Source organism: Mycobacterium sp. E2699, from assembly GCF_001666745.1.
GTDB lineage: Bacteria > Actinomycetota > Actinomycetes > Mycobacteriales > Mycobacteriaceae > Mycobacterium.
Window position 1 is genome coordinate 96845 of sequence record NZ_LZJH01000063.1, and the last position, 16176, is coordinate 113020.

The following is a 16176-nucleotide window of genomic DNA, read 5'->3' on the forward strand; positions in this document are numbered from 1 at the left end:
AGGGTCACATCCATGTACCTGAGCGCTGAGCGGTTGGCCCTCGCCAACCAGACCGTCAAAGAGACCTTCGAGCAGTGCAGCGTCGCCTGGCAGGCCATCCCCCACTGGGACACCCGCGACCCCAGCAAAACGCAGGTGCCCAACGACAACGTGGCGACACCAGCCATCCTGACGCTCGCAACGACACCGGTCTCTTTCAACGTGACTCTCGCCGAGGTGATCGCGCCGACGCCCGATGTGTTGCTCGCAAGCGTGATCGCCAACACGGTCACACTCGCCGCGACGGTCGACAAAGCGGTGTTCATAGCGCTTAGTACAGGGGGGGCACCCCCGGCGCAAATCAATTCACCGGGGGCCACTGGCGACATCCTCAATGGGCTCCTCGATGCCCGAGTGCTGGTTGAGCAAGGCGGATACCGGGCGCCGTCGTGCCTCATCACAAACACCCCGGGCCTCAAGCAACTGACCGCATTGACGACCGCCGCGATCCCCGCCACCGATGTGCTATTGGCTCCGGCCAACATCAACTGCCTACAACGCGTAGATCAGCTCGAGAACCCCGTGCCCAACAAGAAAGCCATCGTCGCATATCTGCTCGGCCGGCGCCGGCGGATCGCGCCCGCGGGCGCGGCGGAGGCGTCACCGGGTGAAGAGGCCTTGGACCTCGCCGTCAGCATTCCACCGAGCCTAGAGATCGTCGGCGAAGTACCGGCGACCGCCAACTCGATCCAATTCAACGTCCGCATCGGCTACGCGCTCCGGATTAAAGATGTAAACGGATACGTCGTCATCCGCAATCAGTAAATGACGTAGACCGCAATGACGTCGACCCTGCCCGACGCGCGCTCAGTCGGAGCGCAGCCGAACCCGCTCGAGGAATATCTCGCCTTATGCAGGGACGCCTGCGTCGGCGAGATCAAGCGGCTCTACGGTCCCGGTCAGGGCGGCTCGAGCGGGCTGCACGAGATGATCCTCGACTACCCGATGCGCGGCGGGAAGGCGCTGCGGCCGGCACTGAGCATCGCGACCTGCCTCGGGCTCGGCGGGCACCTCGAGGCGATACTGCCGACCGCGGCCACGCTGGAGCTCTACCACAACGCGTTTCTCATCCACGACGACATCGAGGACGAATCCTGGTGGCGGCGGGGCAAACCCACGCTACACGTGGACCACGGCGTCCCGATCGCCGTCAATGTCGGCGACGCCATGCTGTCGCTTTCGCTGCAACCGCTGCTTGACAACGTCGAACGCGTCGGGCTCGGACCCGCGCTGCGCATCCTGCGTGCCGTCGCCAAGATGACCCGCCTGACCGTCGACGGCCAGGCCATCGAGCTCGACTGGGTCCGGTCCAACGCCTGGCGCCTCGATGACGCCGACTACCTCAATATGGTGGAACTCAAGACCAGCTGGTACTCGTTCATCACCCCGCTGCAGGCCGGCGCGATCGCGGCGGGCGCGGGACCGGAGCGAATGGCCGCGTTGGAGTCCCTCGGCCGCCATCTCGGAGCGGCCTTCCAGATCACCGATGACCTGCTGAACTTGCGCGCGGACCCCGAGGAGTACGGCAAGGAGATCGGCGGCGACCTGTGGGAGGGCAAGCGGACCCTCATGCTGCTGCACACCCTGCGGTGCGCCGAACCGGAAGAACAAGAACGGGCTGTACAGATTCTCGCCAAGCGCCGCCCCGGCGTCGACCGAGAGTTCGGGCTGTCGGAGCTGCTGGATCGACTCACCGCCGGCGGCGAACTCTCCAAAGTCGGCAGGGTCCAGATCGAGGCACGGATAGCAGGATCTTATCCACCGGAGCCCAAGAGCCTCAACGAGATTCGCTGGCTCTACGAATTGATGCAGCGCGTCGGTTCGCTGCGGCACGCCCGCGACGTCGCCGCCCGGCACGCGCGGGAGGCGGCCACCGCGCTTGCCCGCCTTGACTGGTTGCCACGCAGCCGCCACCGCGACGTGCTCGCCGACCTGGTGGACTACGTACACGGGCGCACCCGGTGAACCCCGAAGTCCTGGCCGGCATGCTGGCGGAGCTCGAGCGGATCCGCGGGCTCACCCTCGATCTGATCCAGCGCGAGACGCCACGGTTGCTCCCGGCTCCACCGGACGACGCCTGCAGTTCCGAGCGGACGGTTTTCGACCTGCTTCTCGGCGCGCGCCGCGCGGTCCTGGGTAATCCGGCGGCCGCCCGGGGGCTGCACGACCTGCTCGTCGCCGAGGGCCGCCGCTACGCGAACACACCCGAGGGGGCGCGGCTGCGCGACGCGTTGGTCGCCTCCGAGGCGGTGGAGAATCTGCGACGGGTCTGGGAAACGGTCAGCCTCAACGTGCTCGACGGCCCCGCCGCACCGAACGCCGCCCCCGACGCGTGGGCGGATCTGTTGGCCGACGCGGTCATCGGGCGTGGGCTCGACGATTCCGTCTTGGCCCGCCTGCGGCCCGAGGGGTTCGCATGACGCTGACGGATCCCCGCGAAGCGCTCGCCGACCAAAGCAGCTTCATCGACTACCTCGTCGGCCTCGCCGGAGTGGCCCGGGTGGTTCGCGCGTTGGCCGCCGACGGCGACCGCCGGTCCGGCCCGGACCGCGCCGCGGGGGACTTCGAGTACGTGCTGCTCGGGCTCGCGAGCCTGGGCAAGGCTATTGAACGGCTCGCCAATCCGGCCGGGGCGCAACGGGACCCGACACCGCCCGCCCCGACGCCTGCACGGTGGCTCCGATGAGCGCGGTGCTCGCGGGCAGCGACTTCCTGCGCGCGCCGGTGCTCGCCACTGCCCGCCCGCAGGGTTTCAAGGAATGGCATCACTTCGTCATCCACGGGCGAGACTTCCGGCTCTTGATCAACTTCAGCCTCACCAACGAAGTGTTCGGCGCCGGCCAGGTCCGACTGGTGCCACGCGTCATCGTGATCGCACATGACGACAAGTGGACCGGCGCCATCGAGCGGTTCGACGGCTGCAGTTTCGGTGTCGCGGCCGATCTGGGTGAACTGACCATCGGCGGTAACCGGATGGCCGTGCTGCCCGACGGTTACCGCGTGTCGATCGACCTGCCCGACAACGGGATTCGCGCTGAACTGCACTTCGCCTCCGCGAGTAAACCCTTCGTCGTCAACAACCAACCGGTGGGAGACGGTCGGATGTGCTGGCTCTTCGTGCCGAGGCTGCGCGCCGAGGGGTGGCTACGGATTTCAGACCGCGAACACCGCATCGATGGCGACCTGGCCTATCACGACCACAACTGGGGCCGCTTCTGGTGGGGCGACGATTTCGGGTGGACGTGGGGCACCATTCTCCCTGCGGTGCAAGGTGATCCGTGGTCGATGGTTTTCCTGCAGATGACCGACCGCAGCCGGCTGCGCTGCCTGTCCCAAGCCCTCTACGTGTGGCACCACGACGAGCCCGCGGCGATATTCCGGCACGCCGCCGTGCAAACGCGCTCGCACGGCCTGCTGGACCGCGCGGCGGACTGCACGTTGCCGCCCCCGATGCGCCTGCTGCTGGACGGCGAGGTGCCGGGCGTACCCGAACGGATCGAGATCACCGCGACGCGGGCGGGCGACCGGGTGCACGCCGAGTTCCGTTCGCAATCCTATGCGCGCCTGGCGCAGCCCAGCGAGCTCCGCCTCGACCGGTCGACCGTGCTCTGCGAGACGGGCGGTAACGCCCGGGCGAGCGGGACGATCGGCGGACAGGATGTCGACTTCGTCGGCACCGGTGTATTCGAGTTCCTCTATGGCTGAGCGGGTTTCGTCGCTGTTGCGGCGCTCGGTCGAGCACCTGGAAGAAGAGGTGCCCGACAGTTATCGATTGCTGGTTACCCGGCTCGGCCCGATGGTGGTCGAGCTCGACGTCGACGGCGAGGTCTTTTCGCTGCGCGGTGGCGGCAGGCTTCGGGTGGCTGACGGCGCGGCGCAGGAGGCCGGCGTCCGGATCGGCGCCTCCCGAGGCGCCATCCTGGACCTGGTCGACGCCGCGGTAGGGCTGAACGAGGCCGTGGAGGCGGGCAGGATCAGAGTGCGAGGTTCGCTCGACGACGTCCAGCGTGCTCATGACTCGCTGATGGCGTACGTCCACGCCGCGGTCCGGGCGTCCTCACACCCCAGACTGCTATCCGAACTGCGGGCGGGGAAACCATGACCGAGTGCATCACGACGCCGGCGTCGTGCGAACGACGCCCCACGGCGGCGGTCCTCGGGGCCGGCATCGCCGGCCTGACAGCCGCGCAGGAGCTCGCGGAGCGCGGCTTCCTCGTCACGGTGTACGAGACCCGCGAGGACGAGCGCAACGGGCTGGGGCAGGAGCCGGCCGGGACCTACCCGCCCGTCAAGCTCGGCGGCCTCGCCGCCTCGCAGTACTCGACCGTGGGCGCATTCGGCGGCAGCCAAGCCGAGCTGCGCCCGTTCCCGGGCCGACGGGGTCAGCCGTGTATCCCGGGGCGAGCGGTCGCCGGTGAACACGGCTTCCGGTTCTTTCCCGCGTACTATCTGCATATTTGGGACACGTTCCAGCGCATCCCCGTCTACCAACCCAATGGGACGGGCGGCTGGACACCGACTTCCCGGACCGTCTACGACAATGTCCGGCGGGTGGTCACCCAGGGCATGACGGTTGACGGCAAGCCGTCCCTGGTGTTTCCTCGCGAACTCCCCCGCAGTCCCGCCGAGTTTCTCGGGATCGTCCGGCAGCTCGGCACTTTGGGATTCACCCCCGCCGATGTCGCAACGTTTACGAGTCGGCTGCTCCGCTATCTGGTCACGAGTCCGTTGCGCCGCGCACAGGAACTGCAGAACATCTCGGCGCACGACTTCTTCATCGGACACGACAGCCAGACGGGGTTCACCCCCCAGTACCCTTATACGGAACGCTTCGACGCTCTGTTGCGCAAGATGCCAAGGGTCCTGGCCGCTTTCGACTCGCGCTGGGGCGACGCGCGCACCAACATCGACACCTATCTGCAGCTGTACCTCAATATGGATCGCCGCGACACCAAGGCCGACGGGGTGCTCAACGGCCCCACCACCGAGGCGTGGTTCGACCACTGGTACCGCCACCTCGTCGCGCTCGGCGTCCGCTTCGTGCGCGCTGTGGCGACTCGCCTCGATCCCCCCGCGTTGGACCCCCGCCAGCCGCCCCATCTGCGTCCCCGGGTGCAGATCACCTTCGCCGACGGTACGCGCGTCGCGCCGGACTACACGGTCGTCAGCGTCGACGCCCCGGCCGCCGAACACCTCGCCTCTGCGCTGCGCGCGGCGGGCACCGGTGGCACCGTGGCCAAGCTGGACGGTTTCACCACCATCGCTCCCCCGCCCGACGGGCCCCTGCAACCGGGCGCGACCCGGCCCCGGCAGCGGCGAAACCCCTACCTGATGGACGAGCTCGGCCGGGTGCCGTGGGATCGGTTCCAAACGCTGTGCGGCATCCAGTACTACTTCGACACCGAGTTCCAGTTGCTCCGCGGGCACATGTTGTACGGCGGGACCGAATGGGCGCTGTCGTCGATCAACCAACACGGATTGTGGGAGAGGCAACCGATTCTCGACCGCGACGGCCACGTCTCGGTGTTGTCGGTCGACATCGGGGATTTCAACTCCCCCTCCAGCCACCTGGTCGACGAGCGTGGACGCGGCAAGGCGGCCCGCGACTGCACCCCCGACGAAATCGCCGCGGAGGTCTGGCGTCAAATCGTTTCCGCGCTCACCAACAACATCGAATCCGTGGCGGACGAGGTGATGCCGTGGCCCGTGTGGTACGCGCTCGATCGTGGCCTGAAGATGGCCTCCGGAGCCGGCCAGGGCCACGGCCGCATCGTACGCAACGAGACGCCGTACCTCGTTCCCATCGTCGGGGATTGGGTCAACCGGCCCAGCAGCGACCCCTGGAATCCGCACGGAACATCCTGGACCACCATGCCACCCGAGGACTGGTGGCTGGCAGACCTCGAGCAGCGGAACGTGTGGCAGGCCCGCCACGGCGGCTACCAGGTGCACAACAATTCGGTCGTGTTCGCCGGTACGTGGAACAAGACGTTCACCCGGATGACGTCGATGGAGGCCGCGTGCGAGTCGGGGCGCCACGCGGTCAACGCGATTCTCGACCACTACGTTTGGGTCGCGTCCGGCGGTGTCGATCGGCGCGCGAAAACCACGCTCGCATGGGAGTTCCCTTTCGACTTCCTCGACCAGGGCCTGTCGAGCCCGATTCGGTTGCCGACACCGGCGGGTGATTACTGCTACATCTTCGACCTCGAAAACCGCGAGCCGGCCGACACCCGCGCGCTGCGCATCCTGGATTCGAGATTCTGCGAGCGGTCGTTGCCGCACCCGTTGGACTTCGGCGTCCCCCCGTCCCCTGTCTCCCTACCGGCTGGAGGTCAGCAAATGTTCATGCCCGCAATGGATTACAACCAGCAGTTGCTCGCCTATCTCCAGGGATGGCGACAACTTCTCGAGCAGTGGACGACCATGCCGGCCGGGTTTCCATACCCTCCCGCCCCGTTCATGATGCCCAACCCGCCGCAGGGCGGACCGTACCCGCCGACGGCGCCGTTCATGCCGGCAATGCCAACCATTCCGGCCATGCCGGCGATGCCGTCGACCGCTCCGGCGCCGCCCGCGCCCGGCGACTACACCCAGCAGCTGTTCGCCTACCTTCAGGCGTGGCGACAGTACCTCGAGCAGATGACCGGCGCGGTACCCGGATCTCCCCAGGCGGCGCCGGCGCAACCCGCCGGCGCCGCGGAGTCCGCCAACGCCACGGTCAACCCGCCCGCCGGCGGGGGCGGCACCGGCGGCCCCGGGGCCTGGCAAGGCGCGCCCACCGCGTCCGGCGGATCCAGCGGATCCGGCGGATCCAGTGGGGGCGCCAGCACCGCGGAGGGGGTCGTCCATCAGCAAGCCACACCGAATTGGCCGCCCCTGCTGAACGTCGCGCCCACCAGCGAGACGGGGACCCAAATGTCGGGTCCCCGCGTCCCATCGTGGGTACCCCTCGACTCCTCGGGCCATGGAGTCGATGAGCCGCAGGTGCAGAATGCGCCCGGGGACGACTCGGGTTACCAGTTCAACGTCCCGATAGGCGGCGCCCGGTTCCACACGTGGGGTCCACCCACCGAACCTCCAGCGGGGTCCGCATTCGAAGGCCTTAACGCTCGCGTCGAGCCCATCGCCGCGCCACCAACGGCGCCGCAATCGCTTTACTCGACCGTCGCGGAAAAGCCTTCGATTTAGGGAACGCGCTGAAACGCCGCGCTCAGCAGTGGGTGCCCCAGCACTGGAAGTTGGGGCAATAGGTCGAATGCGCGAGGCTCACCATCTTATGGACGTCTCCGAACGTAACGTTTCTCGGGTCCAGGGTGGCGTGGATGTTCTGGGCGATCTGTTCATATGTCCAGCCCCACATGATGTCGTCGCAGATGAGGCGCCCCGTCGCGGTGAGGCCGTCGTCGTGGTCCGGCGGCCAGTTGAAGCCGGCGGCCCGCAGTTGCGCGAGGTAAGCGTCATCGGCCGGATCGGCGGTGGCAGTCGCAGCGCTCGAAATCAAGGCAGCGCCGACCATGACGGGAATGGCCAACTTGGCCAGCCAACGAGGTGAGGGCATTTGATGCGCTTCCTTTCTTCTTGGCGCTGATGACGCCGTCGGTCCGAACCGGGCCTAAGAAGAATAGAGAATGCCAGGGAAAAACCAGCTTATGCAAAGCTGAATAGTAGGAATTTTGCGCTTTTCGGACCGTTATGCGGCGCGCGGGCCCACCGAAGTCGTTTTCGGGTTGTGTTGACCGGTCAGCGCCGGGCGGAGATGGGTCACCGGGGCCACAACCGCGTGGCTCCGCACGACACGGCGCTCGACCTCGCGGTAGATCCACGCGATGGCGGCCAAGATCGCCACGACGACGCCCAACACCGCCAGGGCTTCGCCGAAAGCGATCACCATGATGATGCCGGCCAACACCCAGAACGCGATGGCTTCCGTGTCGTGGGTGCCATGATTACCGCTCATCGTGATATGCCGCATGTCTGCCTCCCGGGGCAGTAGGGATCGATGTCGGCTATAACGCCGCCGCGGCGGGAGAGCTGCCCGACCTGGGGCGATGGTGACCCATTTCACTGGGCGGAGCAGCGAACGAAAGGCCTCAGAGCTTGGTGGCAGGTACAGGATTCGAACCTGTGTAGGCGTAAGCCGACGGATTTACAGTCCGCTCCCATTGGCCGCTCGGGCAACCTGCCGCCAGACAGGTTACAACGAACGGGTAGACAAGGCACAAACGGCTAGCACCCCGAGGAAGGACGGAATCGGATGGCTGACTCATCGTTCGACATCGTCAGCAAGGTGGACCGGCAGGAGGTCGACAACGCGCTCAACCAGGCCGCCAAGGAGCTGGCCACGCGTTTCGACTTTCGCGGCACCGACACCAAGATCGCGTGGAAGGGCGACGAGGCCATCGAGCTGACCTCGTCGACGGAGGAGCGCGTCAAGGCAGCCGTCGACGTCTTCAAGGAGAAGCTGATCCGCCGCGACATCTCGATGAAGGCCTTCGATGCCGGCGAGCCGCAGCCCTCCGGCAAGACCTACAAGGTCACCGGCACCCTCAAGCAGGGCATCAGCAGCGAGAACGCCAAGAAGATCACCAAGCTGATCCGCGACGAGGGACCCAAGAACGTCAAGACGCAGATCCAGGGCGACGAGGTCCGCGTCACCAGCAAGAGCCGCGACGACCTGCAGGCGGTCATCGCGATGCTCAAGCAGGCCGACCTGGACGTGGCGCTGCAGTTCGTCAACTACCGGTAGCTCATGGCAGCCGCGAGCGTAACCTCACCGCGAAATTGACCGCCGATTTTCGGGGTGAAGTTACGCTCGCGAACAGGACACAGGTAAGCGAGGTTCTTCGATGACGCTGACTCCGCAACGGGACGGCCGCCACGACGTCATCATCGTCGGCGCGGGCATCTCCGGCATCGACGCGGCCTACCGGATCGCCGAACGCAACCCCGGCCTGACGTACACCATCCTGGAGCGGCGCGCGCAGATCGGCGGCACGTGGGACCTGTTCCGCTACCCCGGTGTTCGCTCCGACAGCAGCATCTTCACGCTGTCGTTTCCGTTCGAGCCGTGGACCCGCAAGGAAGGCGTGGCCGACGGCGTCCACATTCGCGAGTACCTGACCGCCACCGCGCGCAAGTACGGCATCGACCGCCACATCCGGTTCAACAGCCATGTGCGGTCGGCGGATTGGGATTCGTCCACCGACACCTGGACGGTCACCGTCGAGGAGAACGGCACCGAGAAGCAGTACCGCGGCCGGTTCCTGTTCTTCGGCAGCGGCTACTACAACTACGACGAGGGCTATACCCCCGACTTCCCCGGCATCGAGCGGTTCCAGGGCACCGTCGTGCATCCCCAGCACTGGCCCGAGGAGCTGGACTACACCGGCAAGAGGATCGTCGTGATCGGCAGCGGCGCCACCGCCGTCACGCTCATCCCGTCACTGTCGGAACGCGCCGCAAAGGTGACCATGCTGCAACGCTCGCCGACATACCTGATCTCGGCGTCCAAGTACGGCAAGGTCGCCGCCGTGGCTCGTAAGTTGTTGCCCCGCAAGCCCGCTCACCTGGTGGTCCGGATGTACAGCGCGCTGACGGAGGCGGTGTTCTTCGCTTTGTCGCGCAAGGCGCCGGGCCTGGTGAAGTGGCTGCTGCGGCGCAAGGCGATCAAGAAGCTGCCCGCCGGCTACGACGTCGACATCCACTTCAAGCCGCGGTACAACCCGTGGGACCAGCGGATGTGCCTGATCCCCGACGCCGACCTCTACAACGCCGTCCGCGGCGGTCGCGCCGAGGTGGTCACCGACACCATCGAGGGCTTCGACGCCACCGGCATCGCGCTGCGGTCCGGCAGGCACCTCGACGCCGACGTCATCGTCACCGCGACCGGCCTGCAACTGCAGGCGCTGGGCGGGGCCACCATCAGCCTGGACGGCGTCACGATCGATCACCGTGACCGCTTCGTCTACAAGGCGCACATGCTCGAGGACGTGCCCAACCTGTTCTGGTGCGTGGGCTACACGAACGCGTCCTGGACGCTGCGCGCGGACATCACCGCGCGGGCGACGGCAAAGCTCCTGGCGCACATGGCCGCCCACGGCTACACGCACGCCTACCCGCATCTGGGCGACGAGCCGATGGACGTCAAGCCGTCCTGGGACATCCAGGCCAACTACGTGAAGCGGTCGGTGCACGCGCTGCCCAAGTCGGGAACCAGGCGCCCGTGGAACGTGCGGCAGAACTACCTCGCCGACGCCATCGACTACCGGTTCGACCGCATCGAGGAGGCGATGGTGTTCGGCCGCGTGGCCGACCGCGCACCGCTGGCCGGTTGAGACGTCAGCGGTTGACTCCCTGAGCGGATTCGTCACCGAGGATCTCGTTGCCGCAATTCGGGCAGAACTTCTCGGCGGGATGGTGCTCGGCCCCGCAGCCCGAACAGAAATGGGGTTCCGCCGGCTCGTGTGCAGGCGCCACGCCGATGAGGCGGGCGGCACCCAGTTTGATCCCCGCTCGCGCGGGAGCCCGTTTCGCGCCGCCACCGGGTTTCCCCGAAACCAGCTGCAACGCAGGAGCTTTCGCCGACGTGTCGGGGCGGCGACGCTTCCGCATGACCAGGAACGTGAAGGCCGCGCCGACGGCGAGCACCAGCGCGACGCCACCGGCGATGTACCACACCAGGTTTGCCCCGCTGAGCGGCGAGAAATCGCCGTGCTGTTGCCGCAGGTTGGCGGCGCTCGTCCTGAGCTCGACCAGGCCGGGGTAATCCGGTGACATCGACAGGGTCTGGTCGAAATCGCCGATCGCTTCGGTGTATTGGCCCGCGTAGTAGTGCTTGAGCCCCTTGCGGTAGTACACGTCGGCGGGTCCCAGCGTAGCCTTGACACCCTTGCTCGCCAATATCGCGGCCAGGCCGTCGGCCGGTGCGACGAAGTTGAAGGGTTGCGGTTCGCCGACGGGGGCGAAGCTGTTCACGCCGATCACCTTGCCGTTGAGCTCGACGGTCGGGCCACCGCTCATGCCCTCGGATACCGCGGCGTCGATCTCATACTCGGCGGCCGACCCCATCGTCGACTTCTTGCTGACCTTGCCGCTCTTGTTCGTCGGGTCCAGCGTTGGGCCGGTGACGTTCTCGGTGCTCTGCGAGAAGCCCACCGCGAGAACCGATGTGCCGATGCTGACGTCGGCGTCGGTGCCCAGCTCCGACGACGGCAGGTTGTGCTTGTCCACCTTGAGGAGCGCGACGTCGCCCTTGCCGAGCGGCCGGAAATCCACGACGTTGGCCGCGGCCTTCCCGGCGACCTTGGTGCCGGTGCCGTACGTCAGCGCGAGACCGACTTCGGGGCCCTTGTCTGGGGTGTCGCCTTCGACCTTCGCGTTCTTCTGCAGCCACTCCAGCGCCGCGGCCGGGTCGCGCGCTTCGGGCGTGCCGGGAAACTGCGTGATGTATTCCCTGGCGGCTCGTTTGAGGATCAGCAACTTGGCGCTGTCGGGATCCACGCAGTGACCGGCCGTCGCCACCCAGCCGTCGGGATTGATGACGAAGGCGGTGCAGGCCCAGGTCGCGATGAACGGCATCGTCGTGCCCGGGCCGAACTGGGACAGGAGCTGGCCGTCGGGCAGCCGGACCGCGCCGTAACTCTGACCGGCCAAATACATCACGGCCGGCCGTATCATCGCCGCCGCCCGTTCCTCCGGGTTGACGTGTGGGCGACCGCCGTCGGCGGCGGCGATGCCCGGGGCACCCAGCGAAACCGCGAGAGCGGCCGCGGCCAGCGACGCCAATACACGGCCTCGGCGAGCGCGTCCGGGCATGAAACCTCCCTCGTGGCGGAACTGCACCTTGACGATCCGGCACATCGGGCTGCGTAGGTAGGGGCGGAAGTCCCCTGCCCCCGGGCCGTTGGTTTCGAGGTGAACTCCTTCTAAATCTCGGATGTCGGCAATACGCTGATCGCCATGGCAGCTGACAAGCGCGAACCCAACGTCGTTGTCCTCGGTGGGGGTTCCTGGGGAACCACCGTGGCCTCCATCTGCGCGCGCCGCGGGCCGACGTTGCAGTGGGTGCGTTCCGAGGACACCGCCAAGGAGATCAACGAGGATCACCGCAACAGCCGCTATCTCGGCGACGAGGTGATCCTGAGCGACACCCTGCGCGCCACCACCGACTTCGCGGAGGCCGCCAACTGCGCCGACGTCGTCGTGATGGGGGTGCCCTCGCACGGCTTCCGCGGCGTGCTGACCGAGCTGGCCAGGGAGCTGCGGCCGTGGGTTCCGGTGGTGTCGCTGGTCAAAGGGCTCGAGCAAGGCACCAACATGCGGATGTCGCAGATCATCGAGGAGGTGCTGCCGGGTCACCCGGCGGGCATCCTGGCCGGCCCGAACATCGCGCGCGAGGTGGGCGAGGGCTACGCCGCCGCGGCGGTGCTGGCCATGCCCGACCAGCACCTGGCGACCCGGCTGTCAGGATTGTTCCGCACCCGGCGCTTCCGCGTGTACACCACCGACGACGTCGTCGGCGTCGAGATGGCCGGCGCGCTGAAGAACGTCTACGCCATCTCGGTCGGGATGGGCTACTCGCTGGGCATCGGGGAAAACACGCGCGCGCTGGTGATCGCGCGCGCGTTGCGGGAGATGACGAAGCTCGGCGTGGCGATGGGCGGTGACCCCGACACCTTCCCGGGGCTGGCCGGCCTCGGTGACCTGATCGTGACCTGCACCAGCCAGCGCAGCCGCAACCGCCACGTCGGCGAACAGCTGGGCGCCGGCAAGCCGATCGACGAGATCATCGCCTCGATGAACCAGGTCGCCGAGGGCGTCAAGGCGGCGAGCGTGATCATGGAGTTCGCCAACGAGTTCGGCCTGAACATGCCGATTGCGCGCGAGGTGGACGCGGTGATCAACCACGGCTCGACCGTCGAGCAGGCCTACCGCGGCCTGATGGTCGAGGTTCCCGGGCACGAGGTGCACGGCTCGGGCTTCTGAGCCGTCAACCAAACAACTCGTAAAGAAAATATTTGCATTCGATATGGGCCAAGCCCGCCTCCTTGACCGGCGCTTTGCCTGCCCCCTACCGTCGGACGAGGTAGCCAGGCTGTCGCCTGCCGATTGGCGCGGTCGTAATCCGTTGTGCGCCAAGATGCTACGCCGACGTAGCGCAACCCTACCCGACGACGGAAGCGAACGATGCCCAATATCGAAAGCTCACGACGCGACCGGATACAAATGATTGTCCGACACGACCTGCCGTCGTCGCTGGTGGTTTTCCTGGTCGCCCTCCCGTTGTCGCTGGGAATCGCGATAGCGTCGAACGCCCCGGTGCTCGCCGGCCTGATCGCCGCGGTCGTCGGCGGCATCATCGTCGGCGCCATCGGCGGCTCGCCGCTGCAGGTCAGTGGCCCCGCCGCCGGGCTGACGGTGGTGGTCGCCGGCCTGGTCTCCGATTTCGGTTGGGGCATAACGTGTTTGATCACCCTGGCCGCCGGCGTCGTGCAGGTTCTGCTGGGGCTCAGCCGCGTCGCGCGGGCGGCACTGGCCATCTCACCCGTCGTCGTGCACGCCATGCTGGCGGGCATCGGGATCACGATCGCGTTGCAGCAGGCGCACGTGCTGCTGGGCGGAAAATCCAAAAGCTCGGCCTGGCACAACCTGATTGGGCTGCCGGGTCAGATCATCGACTCGCATCGGCCCGGAGTGCTGCTGGGCGCGCTGGTGATCGCCATCCTGGTCGCATGGCGCTGGGTTCCGGCCAGGCTGCGCTTCGTCCCGGGTCCCCTGGTCGCCATCGTGGCGGTGACGCTCGTCTCGGTCGTGTTTCCGTTCCATGTGCGGCGGATCGACCTCGACGGGTCGCCGCTGGACGCGCTGCAGTTGCCTGACATCCCGCACGGCAACTGGGGTGCGGTGGCGATCGGCGTCATCACCGTCGCGCTGATCGCCAGCGTCGAGAGCCTGCTGTCGGCGGTGTCGGTCGACCGGATGCACAACGGGCCGCGCACCGACTTCAACCGCGAGCTGATCGGGCAGGGCACCGCCAACATGGTGTCGGGGGCCATCGGCGGCCTGCCGGTCACCGGTGTAATCGTCCGCAGCTCAACCAATGTCAACGCGGGCGCCAAGTCCCGCGCGTCGTCGATGATGCACGGCCTGTGGATCCTGTTGTTCACCGTTCCCTTCGCGGAACTCGTCGAAGAGATCCCGACGGCCGCGCTGGCCGGCCTGCTGATCGTCATCGGCGTCCAGCTGCTCATGCCCGCCCACATCGAAACGGCAATGAAGCACGGGGATCTCGCGGTCTACGTCGTGACCGTTGTCAGTGTCATCTTCCTCAACCTGCTGCACGGCGTGCTGATCGGACTCGCACTGGCCATCGCGTTGACCGGGTGGCGGGTGATCCGTGCCAAGGTCGAAGCCAAGCCCGTCGGGGATGACTGGCACGTGCTGATCGAGGGGCCGGCATGCACCTTCCTGGCGCTGCCACGGCTGACGCGCGTGCTGGCGTCCGTTCCTGCCGGCGCCGCGGTCACGGTGGACCTTTCGGTCAACTACCTCGACCACGCCGCGCATCAGGCGATCAACGACTGGCAGCGGCAGTTCGAGGCCACCGGCGGCACGGTCGAGGTCCGGGGGATGTTCGAGACCGGGCACCTCGGAAGCCGGACCGGCGACGCGGTTGCCGAACGACGCGCGGCTTAATCGAAACCGGACAGCCCGAACGTGCTGCTGGGCGCCCGCCCGCTGAGCTTCTGGACTATCCACTGGTTCATCGACACCCCCTGCTCGATGGACTCCAGAACCAGCCGCGCGTGCAGCTCCGGTGATGTCCTGACGCTGAACGTCCCGCTGTAACGGCGTTCGGAAAGCGGTGCGGGGATGGGATCCCCGCAGGCGCGCAGGGTGCATAGGTGTTCCACGAGTGCCTCCTGGATGGCGGCGACGGCCTCCGGGGCGGTCGGCGCCTCGCGCCTCAGGTAAGGCAGTTCGACGCACACGCCGACGTACTCGTTGTAATGAGGCGACCATTCAGCGCGGTAGGTGTAACGGTCCACGCGGAATTTGAGAGCGCATCCGCTACCGGATTCGCGAGTCACTCATCCCCAGGGAGAGCTTCGGGCCTCTTTGGTAGCAGATGCGCCACCAGGTTCGGGAGCCAATCATCCCAGCGGAGAGCGCCTCTCCAGACCATGCGACTTCCCCAGGAATCGGTAGCGCATGCGCTACCAAAGCTGGGGGGAAGCTCTCAGCCCCTCGCCATCTCCTCGAGCCGACGGATGCGGTCCTCGATCGGCGGGTGCGTCGAGAACAGCGAACCGATCCGCTCGCCCGCGCGGAACGGGTTGGCGATCATCAGGTGAGCCTGGCTGGCCAGCTGCGGCTCCGGGGGCAGCGGCGCGAGCTGCACCCCGCCGGAAATCTTGCGCAGCGCCGACGCCAGGGCCAACGGGTCGCCGGTCAGCACGGCGCCCGACTCGTCGGCCTGGTACTCCCGCGAGCGGGACACGGCCAGCCGGACCACCGTCGCGGCGATCGGCCCCAGCAACGAAACCAGCAGCATCGCAAAGGGATTGCCGCCCTCCCGGTTTCCGCCGCCGAAGAACATCGCCATGTAGGACAGGGCGGTGATCACCGACGCCATGGCGCCGGCGATGCAGGAGATCAGGATGTCGCGGTTGTAGACGTGGGAAAGCTCGTGGCCGAGCACGGCGCGCAGCTCGCGCTCGTTGAGGATTTCCAAAATGCCGGTGGTGCAGCACACCGCCGCGTTGCGCGGGTTGCGTCCGGTGGCGAACGCGTTGGGTGCGTTGGTGTCGCTGATGTACAGCCGCGGCATCGGCTGGTGCGCGGCCGTGGCCAGCTCGCGCACGATCCGGTACATCACCGGCGCCTGCAGCTCGGAAACCGGCTGCGCGTGCATCGCCCGCAGCGCCAGCTTGTCGCTGTTGAAGTACGTGTAGGCGTTCATGCCGATGGCGAACAGCACCGCCAGCCACATCGCCGTCCGGCCGAACAGCGAGCCGACAAACACGATCAACGCGGACATGCCGACCAACAGGGCGAAGGTCTTCAGCCAGTTGGCATGCGGATGCCAGGTCATCGGTCTCCTCCTTGGAGCATTGCCTATCGCCCATTGAACGC

Annotated in this window: 16 protein-coding genes and 1 tRNA gene; 11 read left to right on the plus strand and 6 right to left on the minus strand. The window is 67.1% G+C overall.

Going from position 1 to position 16176, the window contains the following annotated elements; all coding sequences use genetic code 11:
* Positions 1-12: 12 nt before the first annotated feature.
* Genes A5696_RS10200 through A5696_RS10230 form a run of 7 tightly spaced genes read left to right on the plus strand, consistent with a single transcriptional unit; the run spans position 13 to position 7230 of the window.
* Positions 13-804 carry a hypothetical protein gene (locus tag A5696_RS10200; protein WP_067877308.1) on the plus strand — a complete coding sequence of 264 codons (792 nt, stop codon included), beginning with the start codon at positions 13-15 and terminating at the stop codon, positions 802-804.
* Between the two features lie 15 nt (positions 805-819).
* Positions 820-2004 (plus strand): polyprenyl synthetase family protein, encoded by a 1185-nt coding sequence (locus A5696_RS10205; RefSeq protein ID WP_067877311.1) that lies wholly within the window; start codon positions 820-822, stop codon positions 2002-2004.
* Entirely contained in the window at positions 2001-2459 is a 459-nt protein-coding gene (locus A5696_RS10210; RefSeq protein WP_067877315.1) for a hypothetical protein, read from the plus strand. Before A5696_RS10205 ends, A5696_RS10210 begins: the two co-directional genes overlap by 4 nt.
* The gene (locus A5696_RS10215; RefSeq protein ID WP_067877318.1) at positions 2456-2725 is read left to right on the plus strand and encodes a hypothetical protein; all 270 of its coding nucleotides are present in this window, start codon (positions 2456-2458) and stop codon (positions 2723-2725) included. Before A5696_RS10210 ends, A5696_RS10215 begins: the two co-directional genes overlap by 4 nt.
* A complete protein-coding gene (locus A5696_RS10220) occupies positions 2722-3744 on the plus strand; it encodes a hypothetical protein (protein ID WP_067877320.1) in 1023 nt (340 codons plus the stop codon). The genes A5696_RS10215 and A5696_RS10220 overlap by 4 nt, the downstream gene beginning before the upstream one ends.
* Positions 3737-4141, plus strand: coding sequence for an SCP2 sterol-binding domain-containing protein (locus A5696_RS10225; RefSeq protein WP_067877324.1), 405 nt, complete (start codon positions 3737-3739; stop codon positions 4139-4141). Before A5696_RS10220 ends, A5696_RS10225 begins: the two co-directional genes overlap by 8 nt.
* Positions 4138-7230 carry an NAD(P)-binding protein gene (locus tag A5696_RS10230; RefSeq protein WP_067877327.1) on the plus strand — a complete coding sequence of 1031 codons (3093 nt, stop codon included), beginning with the start codon at positions 4138-4140 and terminating at the stop codon, positions 7228-7230. The genes A5696_RS10225 and A5696_RS10230 overlap by 4 nt, the downstream gene beginning before the upstream one ends.
* Before the next feature lie 22 nt (positions 7231-7252).
* On the opposite strand, the gene A5696_RS10235 is transcribed toward A5696_RS10230, so the two are convergent.
* The 3 genes from A5696_RS10235 to A5696_RS10245 form a co-directional block, all read right to left on the minus strand.
* Positions 7253-7600, minus strand: coding sequence for a DUF732 domain-containing protein (locus A5696_RS10235; RefSeq protein ID WP_067877329.1), 348 nt, complete (start codon positions 7598-7600; stop codon positions 7253-7255).
* A 132-nt stretch (positions 7601-7732) separates the two neighbouring features.
* Entirely contained in the window at positions 7733-7999 is a 267-nt protein-coding gene (locus A5696_RS10240) for a hypothetical protein (RefSeq protein WP_156738324.1), read from the minus strand.
* Positions 8000-8140: 141 nt separating this feature from the next.
* Positions 8141-8226, minus strand: a tRNA-Tyr gene (locus tag A5696_RS10245).
* 70 nt (positions 8227-8296) lie between these two features.
* Here A5696_RS10245 and A5696_RS10250 point away from each other — a divergent pair.
* Entirely contained in the window at positions 8297-8788 is a 492-nt protein-coding gene (locus tag A5696_RS10250; RefSeq protein WP_067877335.1) for a YajQ family cyclic di-GMP-binding protein, read from the plus strand.
* Positions 8789-8888: 100 nt separating this feature from the next.
* Positions 8889-10376: an NAD(P)/FAD-dependent oxidoreductase gene (locus A5696_RS10255; RefSeq protein ID WP_067877339.1), complete on the plus strand. Its 1488-nt coding sequence runs from the start codon at positions 8889-8891 to the stop codon at positions 10374-10376.
* 4 nt (positions 10377-10380) lie between these two features.
* Here A5696_RS10255 and A5696_RS10260 read toward each other — a convergent pair whose 3' ends face one another.
* Complete coding sequence (locus A5696_RS10260; RefSeq protein ID WP_067877416.1) at positions 10381-11856, minus strand: trypsin-like peptidase domain-containing protein; 1476 nt, start codon at positions 11854-11856, stop codon at positions 10381-10383.
* A 144-nt stretch (positions 11857-12000) separates the two neighbouring features.
* Here A5696_RS10260 and A5696_RS10265 point away from each other — a divergent pair, with 144 nt between their 5' ends.
* Both A5696_RS10265 and A5696_RS10270 read left to right on the plus strand, forming a co-directional pair.
* Positions 12001-13026 carry an NAD(P)H-dependent glycerol-3-phosphate dehydrogenase gene (locus A5696_RS10265; protein WP_067877342.1) on the plus strand — a complete coding sequence of 342 codons (1026 nt, stop codon included), beginning with the start codon at positions 12001-12003 and terminating at the stop codon, positions 13024-13026.
* A 201-nt stretch (positions 13027-13227) separates the two neighbouring features.
* Positions 13228-14736, plus strand: a complete 1509-nt coding sequence (locus A5696_RS10270; RefSeq protein WP_067877345.1) for a SulP family inorganic anion transporter — start codon at positions 13228-13230, stop codon at positions 14734-14736.
* Here the strand turns inward: A5696_RS10270 and A5696_RS10275 are convergent.
* Both A5696_RS10275 and htpX read right to left on the minus strand, forming a co-directional pair.
* A complete protein-coding gene (locus A5696_RS10275) occupies positions 14733-15089 on the minus strand; it encodes a type II toxin-antitoxin system HicB family antitoxin (protein WP_067877348.1) in 357 nt (118 codons plus the stop codon). The two genes, A5696_RS10270 and A5696_RS10275, sit on opposite strands and share 4 nt — an antisense overlap.
* Before the next feature lie 191 nt (positions 15090-15280).
* Complete coding sequence (gene htpX, locus A5696_RS10280) at positions 15281-16135, minus strand: zinc metalloprotease HtpX (protein WP_067877350.1); 855 nt, start codon at positions 16133-16135, stop codon at positions 15281-15283.
* Positions 16136-16176: the final 41 nt, after the last annotated feature.

Bases quoted from the DNA above. Each gene is read 5' to 3' on its own strand.
- A5696_RS10200 (WP_067877308.1), top strand. From the start codon at position 13: ATGTACCTGAGCGCTGAGCGGTTGGCCCTCGCCAACCAGACCGTCAAA.
- A5696_RS10205 (WP_067877311.1), top strand. From the start codon at position 820: ATGACGTCGACCCTGCCCGACGCGCGCTCAGTCGGAGCGCAGCCGAAC.
- A5696_RS10215 (WP_067877318.1), top strand. From the start codon at position 2,456: ATGACGCTGACGGATCCCCGCGAAGCGCTCGCCGACCAAAGCAGCTTC.
- A5696_RS10220 (WP_067877320.1), top strand. From the start codon at position 2,722: ATGAGCGCGGTGCTCGCGGGCAGCGACTTCCTGCGCGCGCCGGTGCTC.
- A5696_RS10225 (WP_067877324.1), top strand. From the start codon at position 3,737: ATGGCTGAGCGGGTTTCGTCGCTGTTGCGGCGCTCGGTCGAGCACCTG.
- A5696_RS10230 (WP_067877327.1), top strand. From the start codon at position 4,138: ATGACCGAGTGCATCACGACGCCGGCGTCGTGCGAACGACGCCCCACG.
- A5696_RS10235 (WP_067877329.1), bottom strand. From the start codon at position 7,600: ATGCCCTCACCTCGTTGGCTGGCCAAGTTGGCCATTCCCGTCATGGTC.
- A5696_RS10240 (WP_156738324.1), bottom strand. From the start codon at position 7,999: ATGAGCGGTAATCATGGCACCCACGACACGGAAGCCATCGCGTTCTGG.
- A5696_RS10250 (WP_067877335.1), top strand. From the start codon at position 8,297: ATGGCTGACTCATCGTTCGACATCGTCAGCAAGGTGGACCGGCAGGAG.
- A5696_RS10255 (WP_067877339.1), top strand. From the start codon at position 8,889: ATGACGCTGACTCCGCAACGGGACGGCCGCCACGACGTCATCATCGTC.
- A5696_RS10260 (WP_067877416.1), bottom strand. From the start codon at position 11,856: ATGCCCGGACGCGCTCGCCGAGGCCGTGTATTGGCGTCGCTGGCCGCG.
- A5696_RS10265 (WP_067877342.1), top strand. From the start codon at position 12,001: ATGGCAGCTGACAAGCGCGAACCCAACGTCGTTGTCCTCGGTGGGGGT.
- A5696_RS10270 (WP_067877345.1), top strand. From the start codon at position 13,228: ATGCCCAATATCGAAAGCTCACGACGCGACCGGATACAAATGATTGTC.
- htpX (WP_067877350.1), bottom strand. From the start codon at position 16,135: ATGACCTGGCATCCGCATGCCAACTGGCTGAAGACCTTCGCCCTGTTG.